Consider the following 16,362-nt stretch of genomic DNA (forward strand, 5'->3'; position numbering starts at 1 on the left):
ACGGCGGGTCCCTAGCCAATTGCTTGCAGCGGCCGCCCGGCGGGCGCCGCGTCACGTTTTCAGTTGCCGAACATCCAGGCCGTCAGCAGGAAGTCCAGGCCCAGCACCGCCAGCGACCCGGCGACCACGGTACGCGTGGTCGCGCGCGACACGCCCTCGGGCGTGGCCTTGGCGTAATAGCCCTGGTAGAGCGCAATCAGCGTAACCGCCACGCCGAAGACGACGCTCTTGAGCACGCCGTTGCCCACGTCCTTCCAGACGTCGACGCCGTTCTGCATCTGCGACCAGAAAGCGCCGTCGTCCACGCCGATGAGCAGCACGCCCACGCCCCAGCCACCCAGGATACCGACCGCCGAGAACACCGCGGCCAGCAGCGGCATGGCGATCACGCCGCCCCAGAAGCGCGGCGCCAGCACCCGGCGCACGGGATCCACGGCCATGACTTCCATGGCCGACAGTTGCTCGCCTGCCTTCATCAGGCCGATCTCGGCGGTAAGCGAGGTCCCGGCCCGGCCGGCGAACAGCAGCGCGGTCACGACCGGCCCCAATTCACGCACCAGGCTGAGCGCGACCAGCAGGCCCAGCGCCTGTTCGGAGCCGTAGCGATTCAGGGTGTAGTAGCCCTGCAACCCCAATACGAAGCCGACGAACAGGCCCGATACGGCGATGATCACCAGCGAATAGTTGCCGATGAAGTGGATTTGCTGCACCACCAGCCGCGGACGGCGCAGCGCGGTGCCGCTCTTGAACAGCAATTCGACGAAAAACCGGGCAAAGGTGCCCAGGCCGACCAGCGATGCGCGCGTACCGGCGCCCACCGAGATCAGGAAACGGGTCAGGGCCATCAGCGCACCCTCCGCTGGCGCTCGAGCCAGGCCTGGTAGGCAGGCGTCTCGGGATACTGGAAAGCCACCGGACCGTCGGGCTCGCCGTGGAGGAACTGGTGCACGAACGGATCCTGCGACGCGGACAGCTCGGCCGGCGTGCCGGAGGCGACGATGGTGCCGCGCCCCAGCAGATAGACCTGGTCGGTGATGTGGAAGGATTCCTGCACGTCGTGCGTGATCAGCACCGAGGCGCAGCCCAGCCGGTCGGTCATGGTCCGGATCAGCTGGGCGGTCACGCCCATGGAAATGGGATCCAGGCCGGCGAAGGGCTCGTCATACAGGATCAACTCGGGCTCCAGCACCACGGCCCGCGCCAGCGCGACCCGGCGCGCCATGCCGCCCGAGATTTCCGAGGTGCGCAGGAAGGCGGCCGCCTTCAGGCCCACGGCGTCCAGCTTGGACAACACCCGCTCCAGGACTTCCTGCTCGGTCATGGACGTATGCTCGCGCAGCGGAAACGCCACGTTTTCATAGACGTCCAGATCCGTGAATAGCGCGCCCTGCTGGAACAGCACGCCCATGCGCTTGCGCAGGTCGAACAGGCGGTCGCCCGACGACTGGCCGATGTCTTCGCCCAGCACCAGCGCCTTGCCGGCCTGGGGCGGCAACTGGCCCGTGGCGGCGCGCAGCAGCGTGGTCTTGCCCGACCCCGAGCCGCCCATGATGGCCACCACCTGCCCGCGGCGGACCTGCATGTCGACGTCCCGCAGGATGACACGGTCGCCATAGCCCACCGACAGGCCGTCGAAGGCTAGCGCCACATCGGTAGGGGAATGCGTAGATCGTGCCGAATCAGGCATGTAGAGGCAAGAAGAGTTGAAAAGATGGGCGTTGCTTGCAAAAAACCGGTGGGTTCGAGAGGAATCCAGCGAGGGATTCTAACAGCAGCACGCCTGGGCACCGTGCTAACCCTTAGGCAGCAGCGGGTTTTGTCCCCGGCTCATGTACCGCGATTTGCCGGCGGCGCATGATCGTCCTGTCCATGGCGCGCCGGATCCCGGCCAGCATGGCCCATGGAAGAGTGAAGATTATGAACCACGGCGCCTCGCGCCGGTTTACGTTTTTTACAACAAACGCCCGGCTGGCCCGTATATCCCCATGAAAAAACCCCGAGGTCCGGCCGGACGACTCGGGGCATGGTGGCACGATGCTTTTAAGCGATCATTAATTCAGCGAGGCAGCTCGGTCGCCCCCATCAGGAAGGTATCGACCGAGGCCGCGCACTGGCGGCCTTCGCGGATGGCCCAGACCACCAGCGACTGGCCGCGCCGCATGTCGCCGGCCGCGAAGACCTTGTCGACGTTGGTGCGGTAGTCGTCGGTGTTGGCCCGCGCGTTGCCCCGGGCGTCGCGCTCGACGCCGAAGGCTTCCAGCACCTGCTGCACCGGCGACACGAAGCCCATGGCGAACAGCACCAGGTCGGCGGGCAGCTCGAATTCGGAGCCCTCGACCTCGGCCATCTTCATCTGGCCGTTGTCGCCGCGTACCCATTCGACGCGGCAGGCCACGAGCGACGTCACCTTGCCGCCCTTGCCCTTGAAGGTCTTGGTCGACACCGCCCAGTCGCGGTCCACGCCTTCCTCGTGGGACGAGGAGGTCCGCAGCTTCAGCGGCCAGTACGGCCAGGTCAGGTCCTTGTTCTCGGCAACCGGCGGCTGGGGCATGACCTCGAACTGCGTGACGGAGGCCGCGCCGTGGCGATTGCTGGTGCCCACGCAGTCCGAACCGGTGTCGCCGCCGCCGATCACGATGACGTGCTTGCCCGTGGCCATGATCTGGTCCTTGAGCTTGTCGCCCGCCACCACCTTGTTCTGCTGGCGCAGGAAGTCCATGGCGAAATGCACGCCCTGGAGCTCGCGGCCCGGCACGGGCAGGTCGCGCGGGGTTTCCGAGCCGCCCGACACGACGATGGCGTCGAACTCGGCCTGCAGCTCCTGCGGGGTCTTCACCGAGGCGGAAATGCCCAGGGCCTTGGCGTCCTCGGCCCGGCCGACGAAGGTCGAGGGACGGAACACGACCCCTTCCTGCTCCATCTGCGCCATGCGGCGGTCGATCTGCCACTTCTCCAGCTTGAAGTCGGGGATGCCGTAGCGCAGCAGCCCGCCGATGCGGTCGCTCTTCTCGAACACCGTCACTTCATGCCCGGCGCGCGCCAGTTGCTGGGCGCAGGCCAGCCCGGCGGGGCCGGAGCCGACCACCGCCACCTTCTTGCCCGTCCTGGCCTTGGGCGACACGGGAACGACCCAGCCGTGCTCCCAACCATGGTCGATGATGGCGTGCTCGATCGACTTGATGCCGACGGCGTCGCTGTTGATGTTGAGCGTACACGCCGCTTCGCAGGGCGCCGGGCAGATGCGCCCAGTGAACTCGGGGAAATTGTTGGTGGAATGCAGCACCGCCAGGGCCTGCTTCCAGTTCTGGCGATACACCAGGTCATTCCAGTCGGGAATGATGTTGTTGACCGGACAGCCGTTCGTGCAGAACGGGATGCCGCAGTCCATGCACCGGGCGCCCTGCTGCTTGGCCTGCTCGGTGTTCAGATGAAGGACGAATTCCTTCCAGTGCTTGACGCGCTGCTCGGGCGCTTGCGCCGCTTCCTGCAGACGCTGGTATTCCAGAAATCCGGTGACCTTACCCATGGCTCTTTCCTGACTATCCTGTTTGGAGCCGGCGCGTACGCCGCGCCGGCTCCGATTTCGTTACGGTTCGCGCCGCCTCCCGGCGGCAAGGCGTGCCTAGGCGGCCAGCTTCTGCGGATTCCGGGCATCCCACATTTCGCCCAGCGCGCGCCGGTATTCCGTCGGCATGACCTTGACGAACCGGGTGCGGGCGGTTTCCCAGGCATCCATGATGTCGCGGGCGCGGAAGCTGCCGGTGTAGCGGAAATGGTTCTCGACCAGGCGGCGCAGGATGGCCTCGTCGGTATCCCGTTCGCCGCCTCGCACCATGCTGTGCCACAGGCGCTGCGAACCTTCCTTCTCCTGGACCGCCGCGGGCACGACCTCTTCCAGCTCGACCATGGCCAGGTTGGCGCGCAGGCGGAAGGAGCCGTCCGGGTCGTAGACGTAGGCCACGCCGCCCGACATGCCGGCGGCGAAGTTGCGGCCGGTCTCGCCCAGCACCACCACGGTACCGCCGGTCATGTATTCGCAGCCGTGGTCGCCCACGCCTTCCACCACCGCCGCGGCGCCCGAGTTGCGCACCGCGAAGCGTTCGCCCGCCACGCCGTTGAAATAGGCCTCGCCCGACAGCGAGCCGTACAGCACGGTGTTGCCGACGATGATGTGCTCGGGGCCATGGCCGCGGAAATCATTGGGCGAGCGCACGATGATGCGGCCGCCCGACAGGCCCTTGCCGACGTAGTCGTTGCCGTCGCCCACCAGGTCCAGCGTCACGCCGTGGGCCAGGAAGGCGCCGAAGCTCTGGCCCGCCGTGCCGTTGCACTGGATGTGGATGGTGTCGTCGGGCAGGCCCTCGTAGCCGTACTTGCGCGCCACCATGCCGGACAGCATGGCGCCGATGGTGCGGTTCACGTTGCGCACCGTCGTGATGAACGAGACTTTCTCGCCGCGCTCGATGGCGGGGCGCGCGCGCTCGATCAACTGGTGGTCCAGCGCCTTGGCCAGCCCATGGTCCTGCTCGTCCACGTGCAGGCGGGCCACCTCGGCCGCCACGCGAGGCTGATGGAACACACGGCTGAAGTCCAGGCCGCGCGCCTTCCAGTGCTCGATGCCGGCGCGCATGTCGAGCAGGTCGGAACGGCCGATCAGCTCGTCGAACCTGCGGATGCCCAGCTGGGCCATGAGTTCGCGCACTTCCTCGGCGATGAAGAAGAAGAAGTTGACGACGTGCTCGGGCTTGCCCTGGAACTTGGCGCGCAGGACCGGATCCTGCGTAGCCACGCCCACCGGGCAGGTATTCAGGTGGCACTTGCGCATCATGATGCAGCCTTCGACCACCAGCGGCGCGGTGGCGAAGCCGAACTCGTCGGCGCCCAGCAGCGCGCCGATCACGACGTCGCGGCCGGTCTTCATCTGGCCGTCGGCCTGCACGCGGATGCGGCCGCGCAGGTGGTTCAGCACCAGGGTCTGCTGCGTCTCGGCCAGGCCCAGCTCCCAGGGCGTGCCGGCATGCTTGATCGACGACACGGGCGAAGCGCCGGTGCCGCCGTCGTGGCCGGCGATCACCACGTGGTCGGACTTGGCCTTGGCCACGCCCGCGGCCACCGTGCCGACGCCGACCTCGGACACCAGCTTGACCGAGATCGACGCCTGGGGATTGGCGTTCTTCAGGTCATGGATGAGCTGGGCCAGGTCCTCGATGGAATAGATGTCGTGGTGCGGCGGGGGCGAGATCAGGCCCACACCGGGCACCGAGAAGCGCAGCTTGGCGATGTATTCGGACACCTTGTGGCCGGGCAGCTGGCCGCCTTCGCCGGGCTTGGCGCCCTGCGCCATCTTGATCTGGATCTGGTCGGCGCTGGCCAGGTATTCGGCCGACACGCCGAAGCGTCCCGAGGCCACCTGCTTGATGCGCGAACGCAGCGAATCGCCCGCCTTCAGCGGCACGTCGGCCACCACGCGATCGGCGCCCAGCACCGAAGCCAGGGTGTCGCCGTCCTTGATGCCGGCCTTGCCGTGCTGCAGTTCGGTGCGATAGCGCAGCTCGTCCTCGCCGCCCTCGCCGGTGTTGGACTTGCCGCCGATGCGGTTCATGGCGATCGCCAGCACCGAATGGGCCTCGGTCGAGATCGACCCGAGCGACATCGCGCCGGTGGCGAAGCGCTTGACGATGTCCTTGGCCGGTTCGACCTCGGCCAGCGCAATGGCGTGGGCCGGATCGAACTTGAACTCGAACAGGCCGCGCAGCGTCATGTGGCGCTTGCTCTGGTCGTTGATGATCTGCGCGTATTCCTTGTAGGTGCGGTAGTTGTCCGCACGGGTGGAATGCTGCAGCTTGGCGATGGCGTCGGGCGTCCACATGTGCTCTTCGCCGCGGATCCGGAAGGCGTACTCGCCGCCCTCGTCCAGCGCGCCTTCCAGCAGCGGATCGTTGCCGAAGGCCGCCTTGTGCATGCGCAGGGATTCCTCGGCCACCTCGAAGATGCCGATGCCCTCGATGTTGCTGGCGGTACCCGGGAAATACTGCTCGACCAGCGGGCGGTTCAGGCCCACGGCCTCGAAGATCTGGGCGCCGGTGTACGACATATAGGTCGAGATGCCCATCTTGGACATGACCTTCTGCAGGCCCTTGCCGATGGCCTTGACGTAGTTGTAGATGGCCTTGTCCACCGGCACCTTGGCGTCGTGCTCATGCTCGTGCGCCAGCGCTTCCATCGCCAGGTAGGGGTGCACGGCCTCGGCGCCGTAGCCGCCCAGCAGCGCGAAGTGGTGCACCTCGCGGGCCGAGCCGGTTTCCACCACCAGGCCGGTGCTGGTGCGCAGGCCGGCGCGGATCAGGTGCTGGTGCACGGCCGAGGTGGCCAGCAGCGCGGGTATGGCCACGCGGCCGCTGTCGACCAGGCGGTCGGACACGATCAGGATGTTGTAGCCGCTCTTGACTGCGTCCACGGCCTGGGCGCACAGCGCCGCCACGCGGGCCTGGATGCCTTCCTTGCCCCAGGCGGCCGGATAGGTGATGTCCAGCTCGAAGCTCTTGAACTTGCCGTTGGTGACCCGCTCGATGTGGCGGATCTGCGCCATGTCGGCGAAGTCCAGCACCGGCTGCGCCACTTCCAGGCGCAGCGGCGGGTTCACGTTGTTGATGTCGAGCACGTTGGGCTTGGGCCCGATGAACGACACCAGCGACATCACCAGGTTTTCGCGGATGGGGTCGATGGGCGGGTTGGTGACCTGCGCGAACAGTTGGCGGAAGTAGTTGTAGAGGCTCTTGTTCTTGCCGGACAGCACGGCCAGCGGCGCGTCGTTGCCCATGGAGCCCGTGCTTTCCTCGCCCAGCGCGGCCATGGGGCGCAGGATGAACTTGTAGTCTTCCTGCGTCCAGCCGAAAGCCTGCTGCCGGTCGAGCATGGGCACCGCCGACCGGCCTTCCTCGATCTCTTCACGGACGGGCTCGGGCAGCGTGTCGAGCTTGATGCGGATGCGCTCGATCCACTGGCGATAGGGCTTGCTGTTGGCGAGCTGGTCCTTCAGTTCCTTGTCGTCGATGATGCGACCCAGTTCCAGGTCGATCAGGAACATCTTGCCCGGCTGCAGGCGCCACTTCTTGACGATCTTGCTTTGCGGGACCGGCAGCACGCCGGATTCCGATGCCATGATGACCAGGTCGTCGTCGGTGACGATGTAGCGCGCCGGGCGCAGGCCGTTGCGATCCAGCGTCGCACCGATCTGGCGGCCGTCGGTGAAGGCGATGGCGGCCGGGCCGTCCCAGGGCTCCATCATCGCAGCGTGGTATTCATAGAAGGCGCGGCGCGCCTCGTCCATCTCGGCATGCTGTTCCCAGGCCTCGGGGATCATCATCATCATCGCGTGCGAGATGGAATAGCCGGACATGACCAGCAGTTCGAGGCAATTGTCGAACGTGGCGGTATCGGACTGGCCTTCGTAGACGATGGGATAGAGCTTCTTCAGGTCGTCGCCCAGCACCGGCGATTGCATCACGCCTTCGCGCGCGCGCAGCCAGTTGAAGTTGCCCTTGACCGTGTTGATCTCGCCGTTGTGGGCGATCAGGCGGTAGGGGTGGGCCAGCGGCCAGGCCGGGAAGGTGTTGGTCGAGAAACGCTGGTGCACCAGGGCCAGCGCCGTGACGGCGCGCGAGTCGGCCAGGTCGCGATAGTAGCGGCCCACCTGGTCGGCCAGCAGCAGGCCTTTGTAGACCACGGTCCGGCTGGAGATGGACGGCACGAAATATTCCTTGCCGTGCTTCAGATGCATCTTCTGGATGGCGTGCGAGGCCATCTTGCGGATCACGTACAGCTTGCGCTCGAGCGCATCGGGCACCATGACGTCGCCGCCGCGGCCGATGAAGAGCTGCCGGATCACCGGCTCCATGACCTTCACGTTGGGCGACATCGGCATGTCCTTGTCGATGGGCACGTCGCGCCAACCCAGTACCACCTGGCCCTCGGCGCGCACGGCACGCTCGAGTTCGGCCTCACAGGCCAGGCGCGACCCCATTTCCTGGGGCAGGAACACCATTGCCACCCCGTACTCGCCGGGAGCGGGCAGGGCCACGCCCTGGCCGGCCATTTCCTCGCGATACAGCGCGTCCGGGATCTGGATCAGGATGCCCGCGCCATCGCCCATGAGCGCATCGGCCCCCACCGCGCCGCGGTGGTCGATATTCTCGAGAATCTTCAGGCCCTGCTGGATGATGGAATGGCTTTTCTGGCCCTTGATGTGGGCCACGAAGCCCACGCCACAGGCGTCGTGTTCGTTGGACGGGTCGTACAGGCCCTGGGCGTCCGGCTGGCGCGGCGCGGGCAGGCCGATGCGGGAGGCGTCGATGACGGCCGTCCGGGACGACGGGGCCGAGAGGTGGTCCTGGCTGGATAGGGGCATGGTGCGCTCCGCTGGGGGATCCGTGTGCCGGGCACGAATCCGGGGTACTGGACATCGGGATTCCGAACACGGCGCGCGCAGGCGTGCGGCGCCGAGGGGAATCGACGATACTGCGGCGCACCAGGGGCTGCAAGAAAAATAAAACGGGGAACGTCCCTAATTATTATCCAGGCTACAAATCGTGGAAATTAAATAAGGGACGCACCATTATCGTGCGTTTTCTTCCTGGACCTTGGGCTGCTTGCGCGGCCTCCCCCGCTTGCTGGCGGTGGCCCGCCGGCTGCTGGTGCCCTCCAGTGACTGCACGAAGGCCGGTCCACCCAGTGCCCACTGGCCGTACAGCGCCTGCTCGATGCGCTGTGCCACAGACTGGGCCACGCCTTCGGCCATCCTGGCGCGGTAGTTGGCCTGGCGGTCGAACGGCGTGTTGCCGCATGCCCAGTAATCGGCATGGTCGTGCAGCATGCCGGCCGACGCGGCTCCCATGTGCGCCGGGGCCGAGGACCATCGCCACAGCTCCGCATCCCCCGCCAGCCCCTGGCGCAGCGGGACGGTTTCGAGCCAGATCAGGCCGGGCAGCACCCAGGCGCCCGGTTCGACCAGGGTGGACCGGAACCGGCCGGCGAAGACCCTTCCTATATGCAGCCGGGCGGCCAGGCGGCGCCCCAGGGACTGGATCACGGCCGAGATTCCTCCCGGGCCGGTGGGAGTGGCCAGCAGCAGCAACTGGTCGAAAGTAAGCGCCCACCCATGCACTGCCACCCCGTGCTGCCTGGCGTCTGCCTCCAGCCAGGCGGCGACCTGGTCCAGCATGGCGCCGCCGTCTCCGCCGGCCGACAAGGGCACCGTGAAACGGGCCTGGGCAAGATGGGGGAGATCCGGGGCATACAGGCGGGGCAAACGGGCCATTTTTAGGGACGCATCAATATCGAAGGTCGGAAAATGCAGGTTTCCGCGAACGATACGCCGATTTCATGGTCTATGCAGTATGAAACCCTGATCGCCTGCCCACCTCTGGCCTTCTACCGGACGCCCTGGCGCCGACCTGGCCGGATTCGCCCGCCGTGCTGCATCGCACAGCGATCGATTCGCTTTATCGCACCCATCAAAAACACCCATTAGCACTCTTTGTTCGAGAGTGCTAACCTTCAGACATGGAGGTAAGCCGTTTATGAAACGTTCGTCGAATCAGTCCAACGTCCTCGCACCCGCCACGAGCGGTCCGGGCGCGCTGGCCCTGGCCATCGCCAACCCGGGCGCCCTTGGCACGATCGAAGCCTATATCGGCGCCGTCAACCGCCTGCCGGTGCTGACGGCCGAGCAGGAACACGAGCTGGCCCAGCGCTACCAGGAAAAGCAGGACCTCAACGCCGCCCGCGAACTGGTGCTGTCGCACCTGCGCCTGGTGGTCGCCATCGCCCGCCAGTACCTGGGCTATGGGCTGCCGCATGCCGACCTGATCCAGGAAGGCAACGTCGGCCTGATGAAGGCCGTCAAGCGCTTCGACCCCAACCGCGGCGTGCGGCTGGTGTCCTTCGCCATCCATTGGGTCAAGGCCGAGATCCACGAGTACATCCTGAAGAACTGGCGCCTGGTCAAGGTGGCCACCACCAAAGCCCAGCGCAAGCTGTTCTTCAACCTGCGCAGCCTGAAGCCGGACTCGCACGCGCTCACGCCGGACCAGGTCGAGGAAATCGCCGCCAGCCTGAACGTGCGTCCGCAGGACGTGACCGAGATGGAAGTGCGCCTGTACGGACAGGACATGGCCCTGGAAGGCCGTGGCACCGATGACGGCGAAAACGATTTCGCCCCCATCGCGTACCTCTCGGACGAAGGCCAGCAGGAGCCCAGCGCCATCCTCGAGGAACGCCGCCGCGACGAACTGCACGGCAGCGGACTCCTTCAGGCCCTGGAAAGCCTGGACGAACGGTCGCGCCGCATCATCGAAGCGCGCTGGCTGAAGGACGAAGGCGGCGCCACGCTGCAGGAGCTCGCGGACGAGTTCGGCGTGTCCGCCGAGCGCATCCGCCAGATCGAGGCGCGCGCCATGACCAAGATGCGCGGCGCGCTGGCCGAGTACGCCTGACCCGACCGCCACGGCCGCTTCATCGGCATGGGCCCCAAGGGCGGATTCCGGGACCACCGGATCCGCCCTTTTTGCTTGCCCGCGGCATATGTCACATCAGGTTACAGAATTGGCGGAAATTTACGTGGAAACACGGGTGGCGGGTGAACTTCCCCGCTGGGGAGAGGACTAACCGTCAGGTGGGACACGCTTTGGGTGCAACGCCCTCGTGTCGGAATGTCGGGCTTCCCCCCGCTCGACGTTTCTTCCGGTGCAGTCTGCCGGTACCAGCCGATACGTCCGCCTCTGCTTTTCTCCTCCCTCCCCCCCACTTGAGGCGGATATTCACGGGACACTTCGGTGTCCCGTTTTTTTTAGGGGGAGCCCACCCCCTACCCGCTTACGCGGGCCCCCTCAAGGGGGCGATGCGGGTGGACCGGCGGAGCCGGATCCACCGCATCCTGGGTCTAGTGCCCGTTTCTTGGGTTGTGGCACCGGTGCTATCGCTGGCTGCCAGCGGTAGCAACAGTGATTCAGTCCAAGATAGTTTCCCTGGACCCAGGAAACCGCGGATCTGGCCTTGCCAGTCCGCCGGTTTCGCCCCTCGGGACCCGGCGCCGGGCCGCCCCAAGGCGGGTCCCGGCCCCCTTGGGGGGCTGCCGCGTAGCGGCTGGGGGCCCACCATTCTGGGCGCCCGAAGCGCGTAGGGGGTCAGTCCACTCTCCCTATGCGGCGGACAGCGGCTTGGACGCGCTGGGCGTCGGCTTGCCAATAGCGGGCGAAGTCGGGGGCGTCCATGTAGTCGATGGGACTGCCCAAGGAGGCGAAGGTCTGCTGGAGGGCGGGCTGGGCGGCGATCTTCTTCATGGCTGCGCGCAGGCGCGTCGTGACCTCGTCGGGGGCGCCGGCGGGGACGAACAGGGCCGACCACTGTGTGAACTCCACGTCGTAGCCCAGCGATTTCAAGCTCGGGACATCGGGCAGCGCCGCAAGCGGAGCGCTGCCCCAGTGCGCGAGCGCGCGCATCTTGCCGGATTTCAGGAAGGTGGTCGCGTTGGCGACGCCGGCCGCCGCGGTCTGGATCTGGCCGCTCATCAGCGATACGAGCGCCGGGCTACCGCCCGAGAACGGCACGTGCGTGATCCGGGCCCCGCTGGCGGCCTTGAACATTTCCATGGGCAGGTGCATCGCGCCGTAGACGCCGGACGACCCGTAGTTCAGCGCCTGCGGATCGGCCTTGCTGGCGGCCACCAGCTCGGCCGCCGAACGCCAGGGCGCATCCGCCCGGACCACCAGCAGGTTGGGATCGGCGGTAATGCGGGCGATGGGCGCGAACTGGTCCAGTTGGAATGCCGGCTTGCGGCCCAGCAGGCGGTCCGCCTCGGGCAAGCCCGAGATTCCCGACAGCGAGAGCAGCAAGGTGTAGCCGTTCGGCTTGGCTCGGGCGACGGCCCCCATGCCTATCACCCCACCCGCCCCGCCCTTGTTCTCGACGATGAACGGCTGCTTCAATTCGCGCCCCAGGGCGTCGGCGATCGGCCTCGCGATGTTGTCTGCCAGACCGCCGGCCGCGTAGGGCACGACGATGGTCACCGGCCCCGTGGGATAGGGCTGCGCGGCCGCGAGCGCCGGCCCTAAGGCGGCGAGGCCCAGCGCGATGAAACGGGCTGCCTGGAATGTTGCCATCGGATCTCCTTGGCGATCAGTGTTCGCCATGGTGTGTCGAACGGATGGCCAAGACAATCTGCATTCCGGTCACAACTGCGTTGACCGTTTGCCAAAAGTGAAACGGCCCGCGGGCAAGGCGGGCCGAAACGCTAGGGAAACCGCCGCAAGCGCTACAACAGCTGACGAATATCGCTGGCCAGGGCGTCGACGCCGGCATTGTGGCGGGCGAACAGGCGCAGGTGCCCCTCGGGGTCGTAGATGTAGACGCCGGCCGTGTGGTCCATGGTGTAGGAACCGGGTTCCTTGCCGGGAACCTTGGCGTAGAACACCTTGAAGGACTTGGCCACGCGGGCGGTGGCATCGGCGTCGCCGCGCAGCCCCAGGAAGCTGGGATCGAACTGGGTCACGTAGGCGCGCAGGATCTCGGGCGTGTCACGCTCGGGGTCCACGGTCACGAACGCCACCTGGACCTTGTCGCCGTCCTTGCCCAGGCTGTTCTTGACCTGCACGAACTCGGCCAGCGTGGTCGGGCAGACGTCGGGGCACTGCACGAAGCCGAAGAACACGACCAGGACCTTGCCCTTGAAATCCTGCAGCGTGCGGGCCTGGCCGTTGGAGTCCGTCAGCGACAGATCGGTGCCCAGGTCCGACCCGCTTACATCCGTGCTGTTGAACGAAGGCTTCTTCTCGCAAGCCGCTAGCATTGCCGCCGCCACGGCGGCAGCGCCGGCGCGCAGGACAAAACGGCGGGAAACAGCAAACTCGGCCATGACTACCTCACATCCAGTGGTCGACAAGCAGCGCCGCGAACAGCAGCGACAAATACAGGATCGAATAGCGGAACAGGCGCCGCGCCAGCTCGTCGCTGTAGTGGCGGTAGAGCTTCCAGGCGTAGCCAACGAACACCACGCCCAGGGCCACGGCGCTGGCCAGGTAGACCAGGCCGCTCATGCGGATGACATAGGGCAGCAGCGTGGTGGCGAACAGCGCCACGGAATACAGCAGGATGTGCAGCCGCGTAAGCTTCTGGCCGTGCGTGACGGGCAGCATGGGCAGGCCGGCGTTCTCGTAATCCTTGGTGCGGTACAGCGCCAGGGCCCAGAAATGGGGCGGCGTCCAGATGAAGATGATCAGCACCAGCAGCCAGGCCTCGGCCGGGACGCTGTCGGCCACGGCGGCCCAGCCCAGCGCGGGGGGCATGGCGCCGGACAGGCCGCCGATCACGATGTTCTGGGGCGTACGCGGTTTCAGGATGACGGTATAGATGATGGCGTAGCCGACGAAGGTGGCGAAGGTCAGCCACATGGTCAGCGGATTGACCAGGGTGTAGAGCACCGTCATGCCCAGGCCGCCGACCACGCCCGACATGGCGATGATCTGCAGCGCGCCGATGTCGCCCCGGGCGGTGGGCCGGTGGGCGGTGCGGGCCATGCGCGCATCGACCTGCTCTTCGATCAGGCAGTTGATGGCGAAGGCGGCCGCCGCCAGCAGCCAGATGCCTATCGTCGCCGCGATCACGGTCTGCCACGGCGGCACCGCGGGGGTCGCGAGGAACATACCGATGACCGCGCAGAAAACGGCAAGCTGGCTGACGCGAGGCTTGGTCAGCACCCAATATTGCCGAAGACGCAGACTGACGGTAGACACAGTAATGCTTTCCATGAGGATTCCCGAACTTCAGTAGGCCCTCGCGCCGTTATCCGGCGCGTGGCGGGCCCGGCCCAGCCTGACCAGCAGCGTCACGCACAGGATGGTCAGGACGGCGGCCCCGCCGTTATGCAACACGGCGATCACTATAGGCCATTGCAGGAAAATGCTGGTCAGCCCGGTCAGCAGTTGCACCACGAGCATGGCCAGCAACGCTCGCGACGGCCCCTGCAGGCCTTCGTAGCGGCGCAGCCTGAACGCCAATGCGCCCAGGTAGATCAGGACCACGAACGCAAAATTGCGGTGCGTCCAGTGGATGGCGGTGAGCGCGCTTTGCGAGATGATCTCGCCCGAGGGCAGCTCGCCCAGCCCGCGCACGATCGAATAGCCGCCATGGAAATCCATGTCCGGCAGCCACTGCCCATGGCAGGTCGGGAAATCCATGCAGGCCAGCGCCGCGTAGTTCGTGCTGACCCAGCCCCCCAGCGCCAGCTGCGTATACAGCAGCACCAGGCCGACCGCGACGTACTTCCGCCAACGTCCGGCTTCCGGCACGATATCCGGCAGCACCGTCTGCCTGGCCGACAGCCAGGTCAGCAGCGCCAGCAGGCTGATCCCGCCCAGCAGGTGGGCGGTGACCACGGCCGGCATCAGTTGGTGCGTGACGGTCCAGGCGCCGAAGGCCCCCTGCAGGCAGACCGCCGGCAGGATCACCGTGGCCAGCCGGGGCGACTGCGCCAGCGCCTTGCGGTGGCGCCAGGCCATGAACACGATGCCGATGATCAGGATGCCCAGCAGGGTGCCCGCGTAGCGGTGGATCATCTCTATCCAGGCCTTGGATAGTGTAACCGGTCCCTCGGGCATGGCCGTCGCGGCGGCGTGGATGTCGTGCCGCGCCCCGATGGGAGACGCATTGCCGTAGCATCCCGGCCAGTCGGGACAACCCAGGCCGGAATCGGTCAGCCGCACGAAGGCGCCGAACATGATCAGGTCGAAGGTCAGGAACATGGTGATCGCCACCAGCCTGGCATAGCGGGCGCGGATCCGGGAGGTCCCCTGTTCGGGGCGTTGCGTGTCCATGGTCCCGCCCTAGCCGATGCGCGAAGCGTGCAGCAGCTTGCCGATGTCGTCGCGCAGGCGCAAGGGATCGGGATTCTCGGGGAAGCGCAGCATCAGGTTGTTGCGGGGGTCGATCAGCCAGATGTGCTGGCCGAGCGCGGCAGGCGTGGCGTCGACACCGGACGGCAGCGCGAGGAAGTTCCCCACCTGCTCGCTCCGGGCCCGGACCATGTGGGTGCCTTCATAGGCGCGGATGACCACGGTCGGCACGGGCTCGTCGTCCAGGATCAGCCAGACGCGCTCGATACGGCCCACGTTCTTGCCCGTGCTGGCATGCGTCTGCCGCATGATGTAGAGCTTCTTGGCGCATTCGTCGCCGCAATCGCCGCCGTGCGCAGCCACCATGACCCACTTGCCGTTCAGGCTGCGCAAGTCGAACGGGGTGCCATCCAGATTCGTCAGTTGCAACTGCTCGGCCGGCGGAACGGCGCGCTGCGGCTCGACCAGGTCGCCGTAGTTGGTGCCGGCGCTGCCCGGGCGCCATTCCAGGAAATAGACCAGCGCGGCCGCCAGCACGGGCGCGGCGCAGACCGCCAGCACCGCGTACAGGGCGAACAGCGAGCGCCGGGGCCGGGCGGCGGCGCCGCTAGCGTTTCGGGCGGAGGACTCGGACAAGGATGACTCCAAAGGCGATGGCGGCAATGGCCGCGAACGAAAACCACTGCAACGCATAGCCGCGGTGCGTGTCTATATTGGTGGGCGGACCGGCCCAGTCACGGACCAGCCCGTCCGGCGCATCGCCGGTCTGTTCCAGCACGGCGGGCAGCAGGGCCACGCCCGCGGCCTTGGCGTAGGTGCCCAGTTCCAGGTTCTGTACCCGGGGGGGCGCGCCGGGCCAGCCGGGCAGGCTCGATGCCAGCTCGTCGCGCTTGCGTCCGCTCAGGGCGGGCAGTTCGAACAGGCGCGGCACGCGCGGGACGAGTTCGCCCCGCACGGTAACCGGACCGGTCGGCGTACGTATGGTGACCGGGGCATCCGGCACCGGACGCGGCAGCCAGCCCCGCAGCACGGCCACGGCCTGCCGGCCTTCGTCGTCGAACGCCAGGGGCGTCACGACCCAGAACCCCGGCCGGCCGTCGGCCATGCGATTGTCCAGCAGCACCGTCCGGTCGGCCAGCCAGTGGCCGGACGCCTGGGCCGAACGCCAGGGAATCAGGTCCTCGCCCGCGCGGTCCGGCCCCAGCGCCAGCGGCGCCAGGGTGCGGCCCGCCTCGAGGGCGGCCAGCGTGGCCGCTTTCTCGTCGGCCCGCCCGAGCTGCCAGCGGCCCAGCGCGACCGTCACCACGACCGTGGCTGCCAGCAGCACCAGGGCCAGCGGGACGGAACCACCGCCGGCATGCCGGCGGACAGCCGCCGGAACTGGCGCCGGCATGCCGGCAAGATCGGACGCCGGGCGTTTCATGCGGCGGAAGAAGCGCACGGCACCGCGTGGACTGCCATAATCGCGGGCTGGAGG

General features: G+C 67.1%; 12 protein-coding genes. 1 reads left to right on the forward strand and 11 read right to left on the reverse strand.

Annotated features, from left to right (window positions below):
• Positions 1 to 59: 59 nt before the first annotated feature.
• The 5 genes from mlaE to EGT29_RS24925 all read right to left on the reverse strand — a co-directional run bounded on the left by mlaE (position 60) and on the right by EGT29_RS24925 (position 9,316).
• Positions 60 to 845, reverse strand: coding sequence for a lipid asymmetry maintenance ABC transporter permease subunit MlaE (gene mlaE / locus EGT29_RS24905; protein ID WP_124691516.1), 786 nt, complete (start codon positions 843 to 845; stop codon positions 60 to 62).
• Positions 845 to 1,687 (reverse strand): ABC transporter ATP-binding protein, encoded by an 843-nt coding sequence (locus tag EGT29_RS24910; protein ID WP_124691517.1) that lies wholly within the window; start codon positions 1,685 to 1,687, stop codon positions 845 to 847. Before EGT29_RS24910 ends, mlaE begins: the two co-directional genes overlap by 1 nt.
• A gap of 369 nt (positions 1,688 to 2,056) precedes the next feature.
• The gene (locus EGT29_RS24915; protein WP_124691518.1) at positions 2,057 to 3,526 is read right to left on the reverse strand and encodes a glutamate synthase subunit beta; all 1,470 of its coding nucleotides are present in this window, start codon (positions 3,524 to 3,526) and stop codon (positions 2,057 to 2,059) included.
• 96 nt (positions 3,527 to 3,622) lie between these two features.
• Positions 3,623 to 8,407: a glutamate synthase-related protein gene (locus tag EGT29_RS24920; RefSeq protein ID WP_124691519.1), complete on the reverse strand. Its 4,785-nt coding sequence runs from the start codon at positions 8,405 to 8,407 to the stop codon at positions 3,623 to 3,625.
• A 207-nt stretch (positions 8,408 to 8,614) separates the two neighbouring features.
• Positions 8,615 to 9,316, reverse strand: coding sequence for a hypothetical protein (locus EGT29_RS24925; RefSeq protein ID WP_124691520.1), 702 nt, complete (start codon positions 9,314 to 9,316; stop codon positions 8,615 to 8,617).
• A 262-nt stretch (positions 9,317 to 9,578) separates the two neighbouring features.
• Here EGT29_RS24925 and rpoH point away from each other — a divergent pair, with 262 nt between their 5' ends.
• Positions 9,579 to 10,493 carry an RNA polymerase sigma factor RpoH gene (rpoH, locus tag EGT29_RS24930; protein ID WP_124691521.1) on the forward strand — a complete coding sequence of 305 codons (915 nt, stop codon included), beginning with the start codon at positions 9,579 to 9,581 and terminating at the stop codon, positions 10,491 to 10,493.
• 690 nt (positions 10,494 to 11,183) lie between these two features.
• Here rpoH and EGT29_RS24935 read toward each other — a convergent pair.
• The 6 genes from EGT29_RS24935 to EGT29_RS24960 all read right to left on the reverse strand — a co-directional run bounded on the left by EGT29_RS24935 (position 11,184) and on the right by EGT29_RS24960 (position 16,278).
• Entirely contained in the window at positions 11,184 to 12,158 is a 975-nt protein-coding gene (locus tag EGT29_RS24935) for a tripartite tricarboxylate transporter substrate binding protein (protein WP_124691522.1), read from the reverse strand.
• A 152-nt stretch (positions 12,159 to 12,310) separates the two neighbouring features.
• Complete coding sequence (locus EGT29_RS24940; RefSeq protein ID WP_124691523.1) at positions 12,311 to 12,910, reverse strand: SCO family protein; 600 nt, start codon at positions 12,908 to 12,910, stop codon at positions 12,311 to 12,313.
• Positions 12,911 to 12,917: 7 nt separating this feature from the next.
• The gene (cyoE, locus tag EGT29_RS24945) at positions 12,918 to 13,802 is read right to left on the reverse strand and encodes a heme o synthase (RefSeq protein WP_124691524.1); all 885 of its coding nucleotides are present in this window, start codon (positions 13,800 to 13,802) and stop codon (positions 12,918 to 12,920) included.
• A gap of 15 nt (positions 13,803 to 13,817) precedes the next feature.
• The gene (locus tag EGT29_RS24950; RefSeq protein WP_124691525.1) at positions 13,818 to 14,867 is read right to left on the reverse strand and encodes a heme A synthase; all 1,050 of its coding nucleotides are present in this window, start codon (positions 14,865 to 14,867) and stop codon (positions 13,818 to 13,820) included.
• A gap of 9 nt (positions 14,868 to 14,876) precedes the next feature.
• On the reverse strand, positions 14,877 to 15,521 hold the full coding sequence (locus EGT29_RS24955; protein WP_238160192.1) for a hypothetical protein: 645 nt from the start codon (positions 15,519 to 15,521) through the stop codon (positions 14,877 to 14,879).
• Positions 15,493 to 16,278: an SURF1 family protein gene (locus tag EGT29_RS24960; protein WP_124691526.1), complete on the reverse strand. Its 786-nt coding sequence runs from the start codon at positions 16,276 to 16,278 to the stop codon at positions 15,493 to 15,495. Before EGT29_RS24960 ends, EGT29_RS24955 begins: the two co-directional genes overlap by 29 nt.
• Between the last annotated feature and the right edge of the window lie 84 nt (positions 16,279 to 16,362).

Source organism: Pigmentiphaga sp. H8, assembly GCF_003854895.1.
GTDB lineage: Bacteria > Pseudomonadota > Gammaproteobacteria > Burkholderiales > Burkholderiaceae_B > Pigmentiphaga.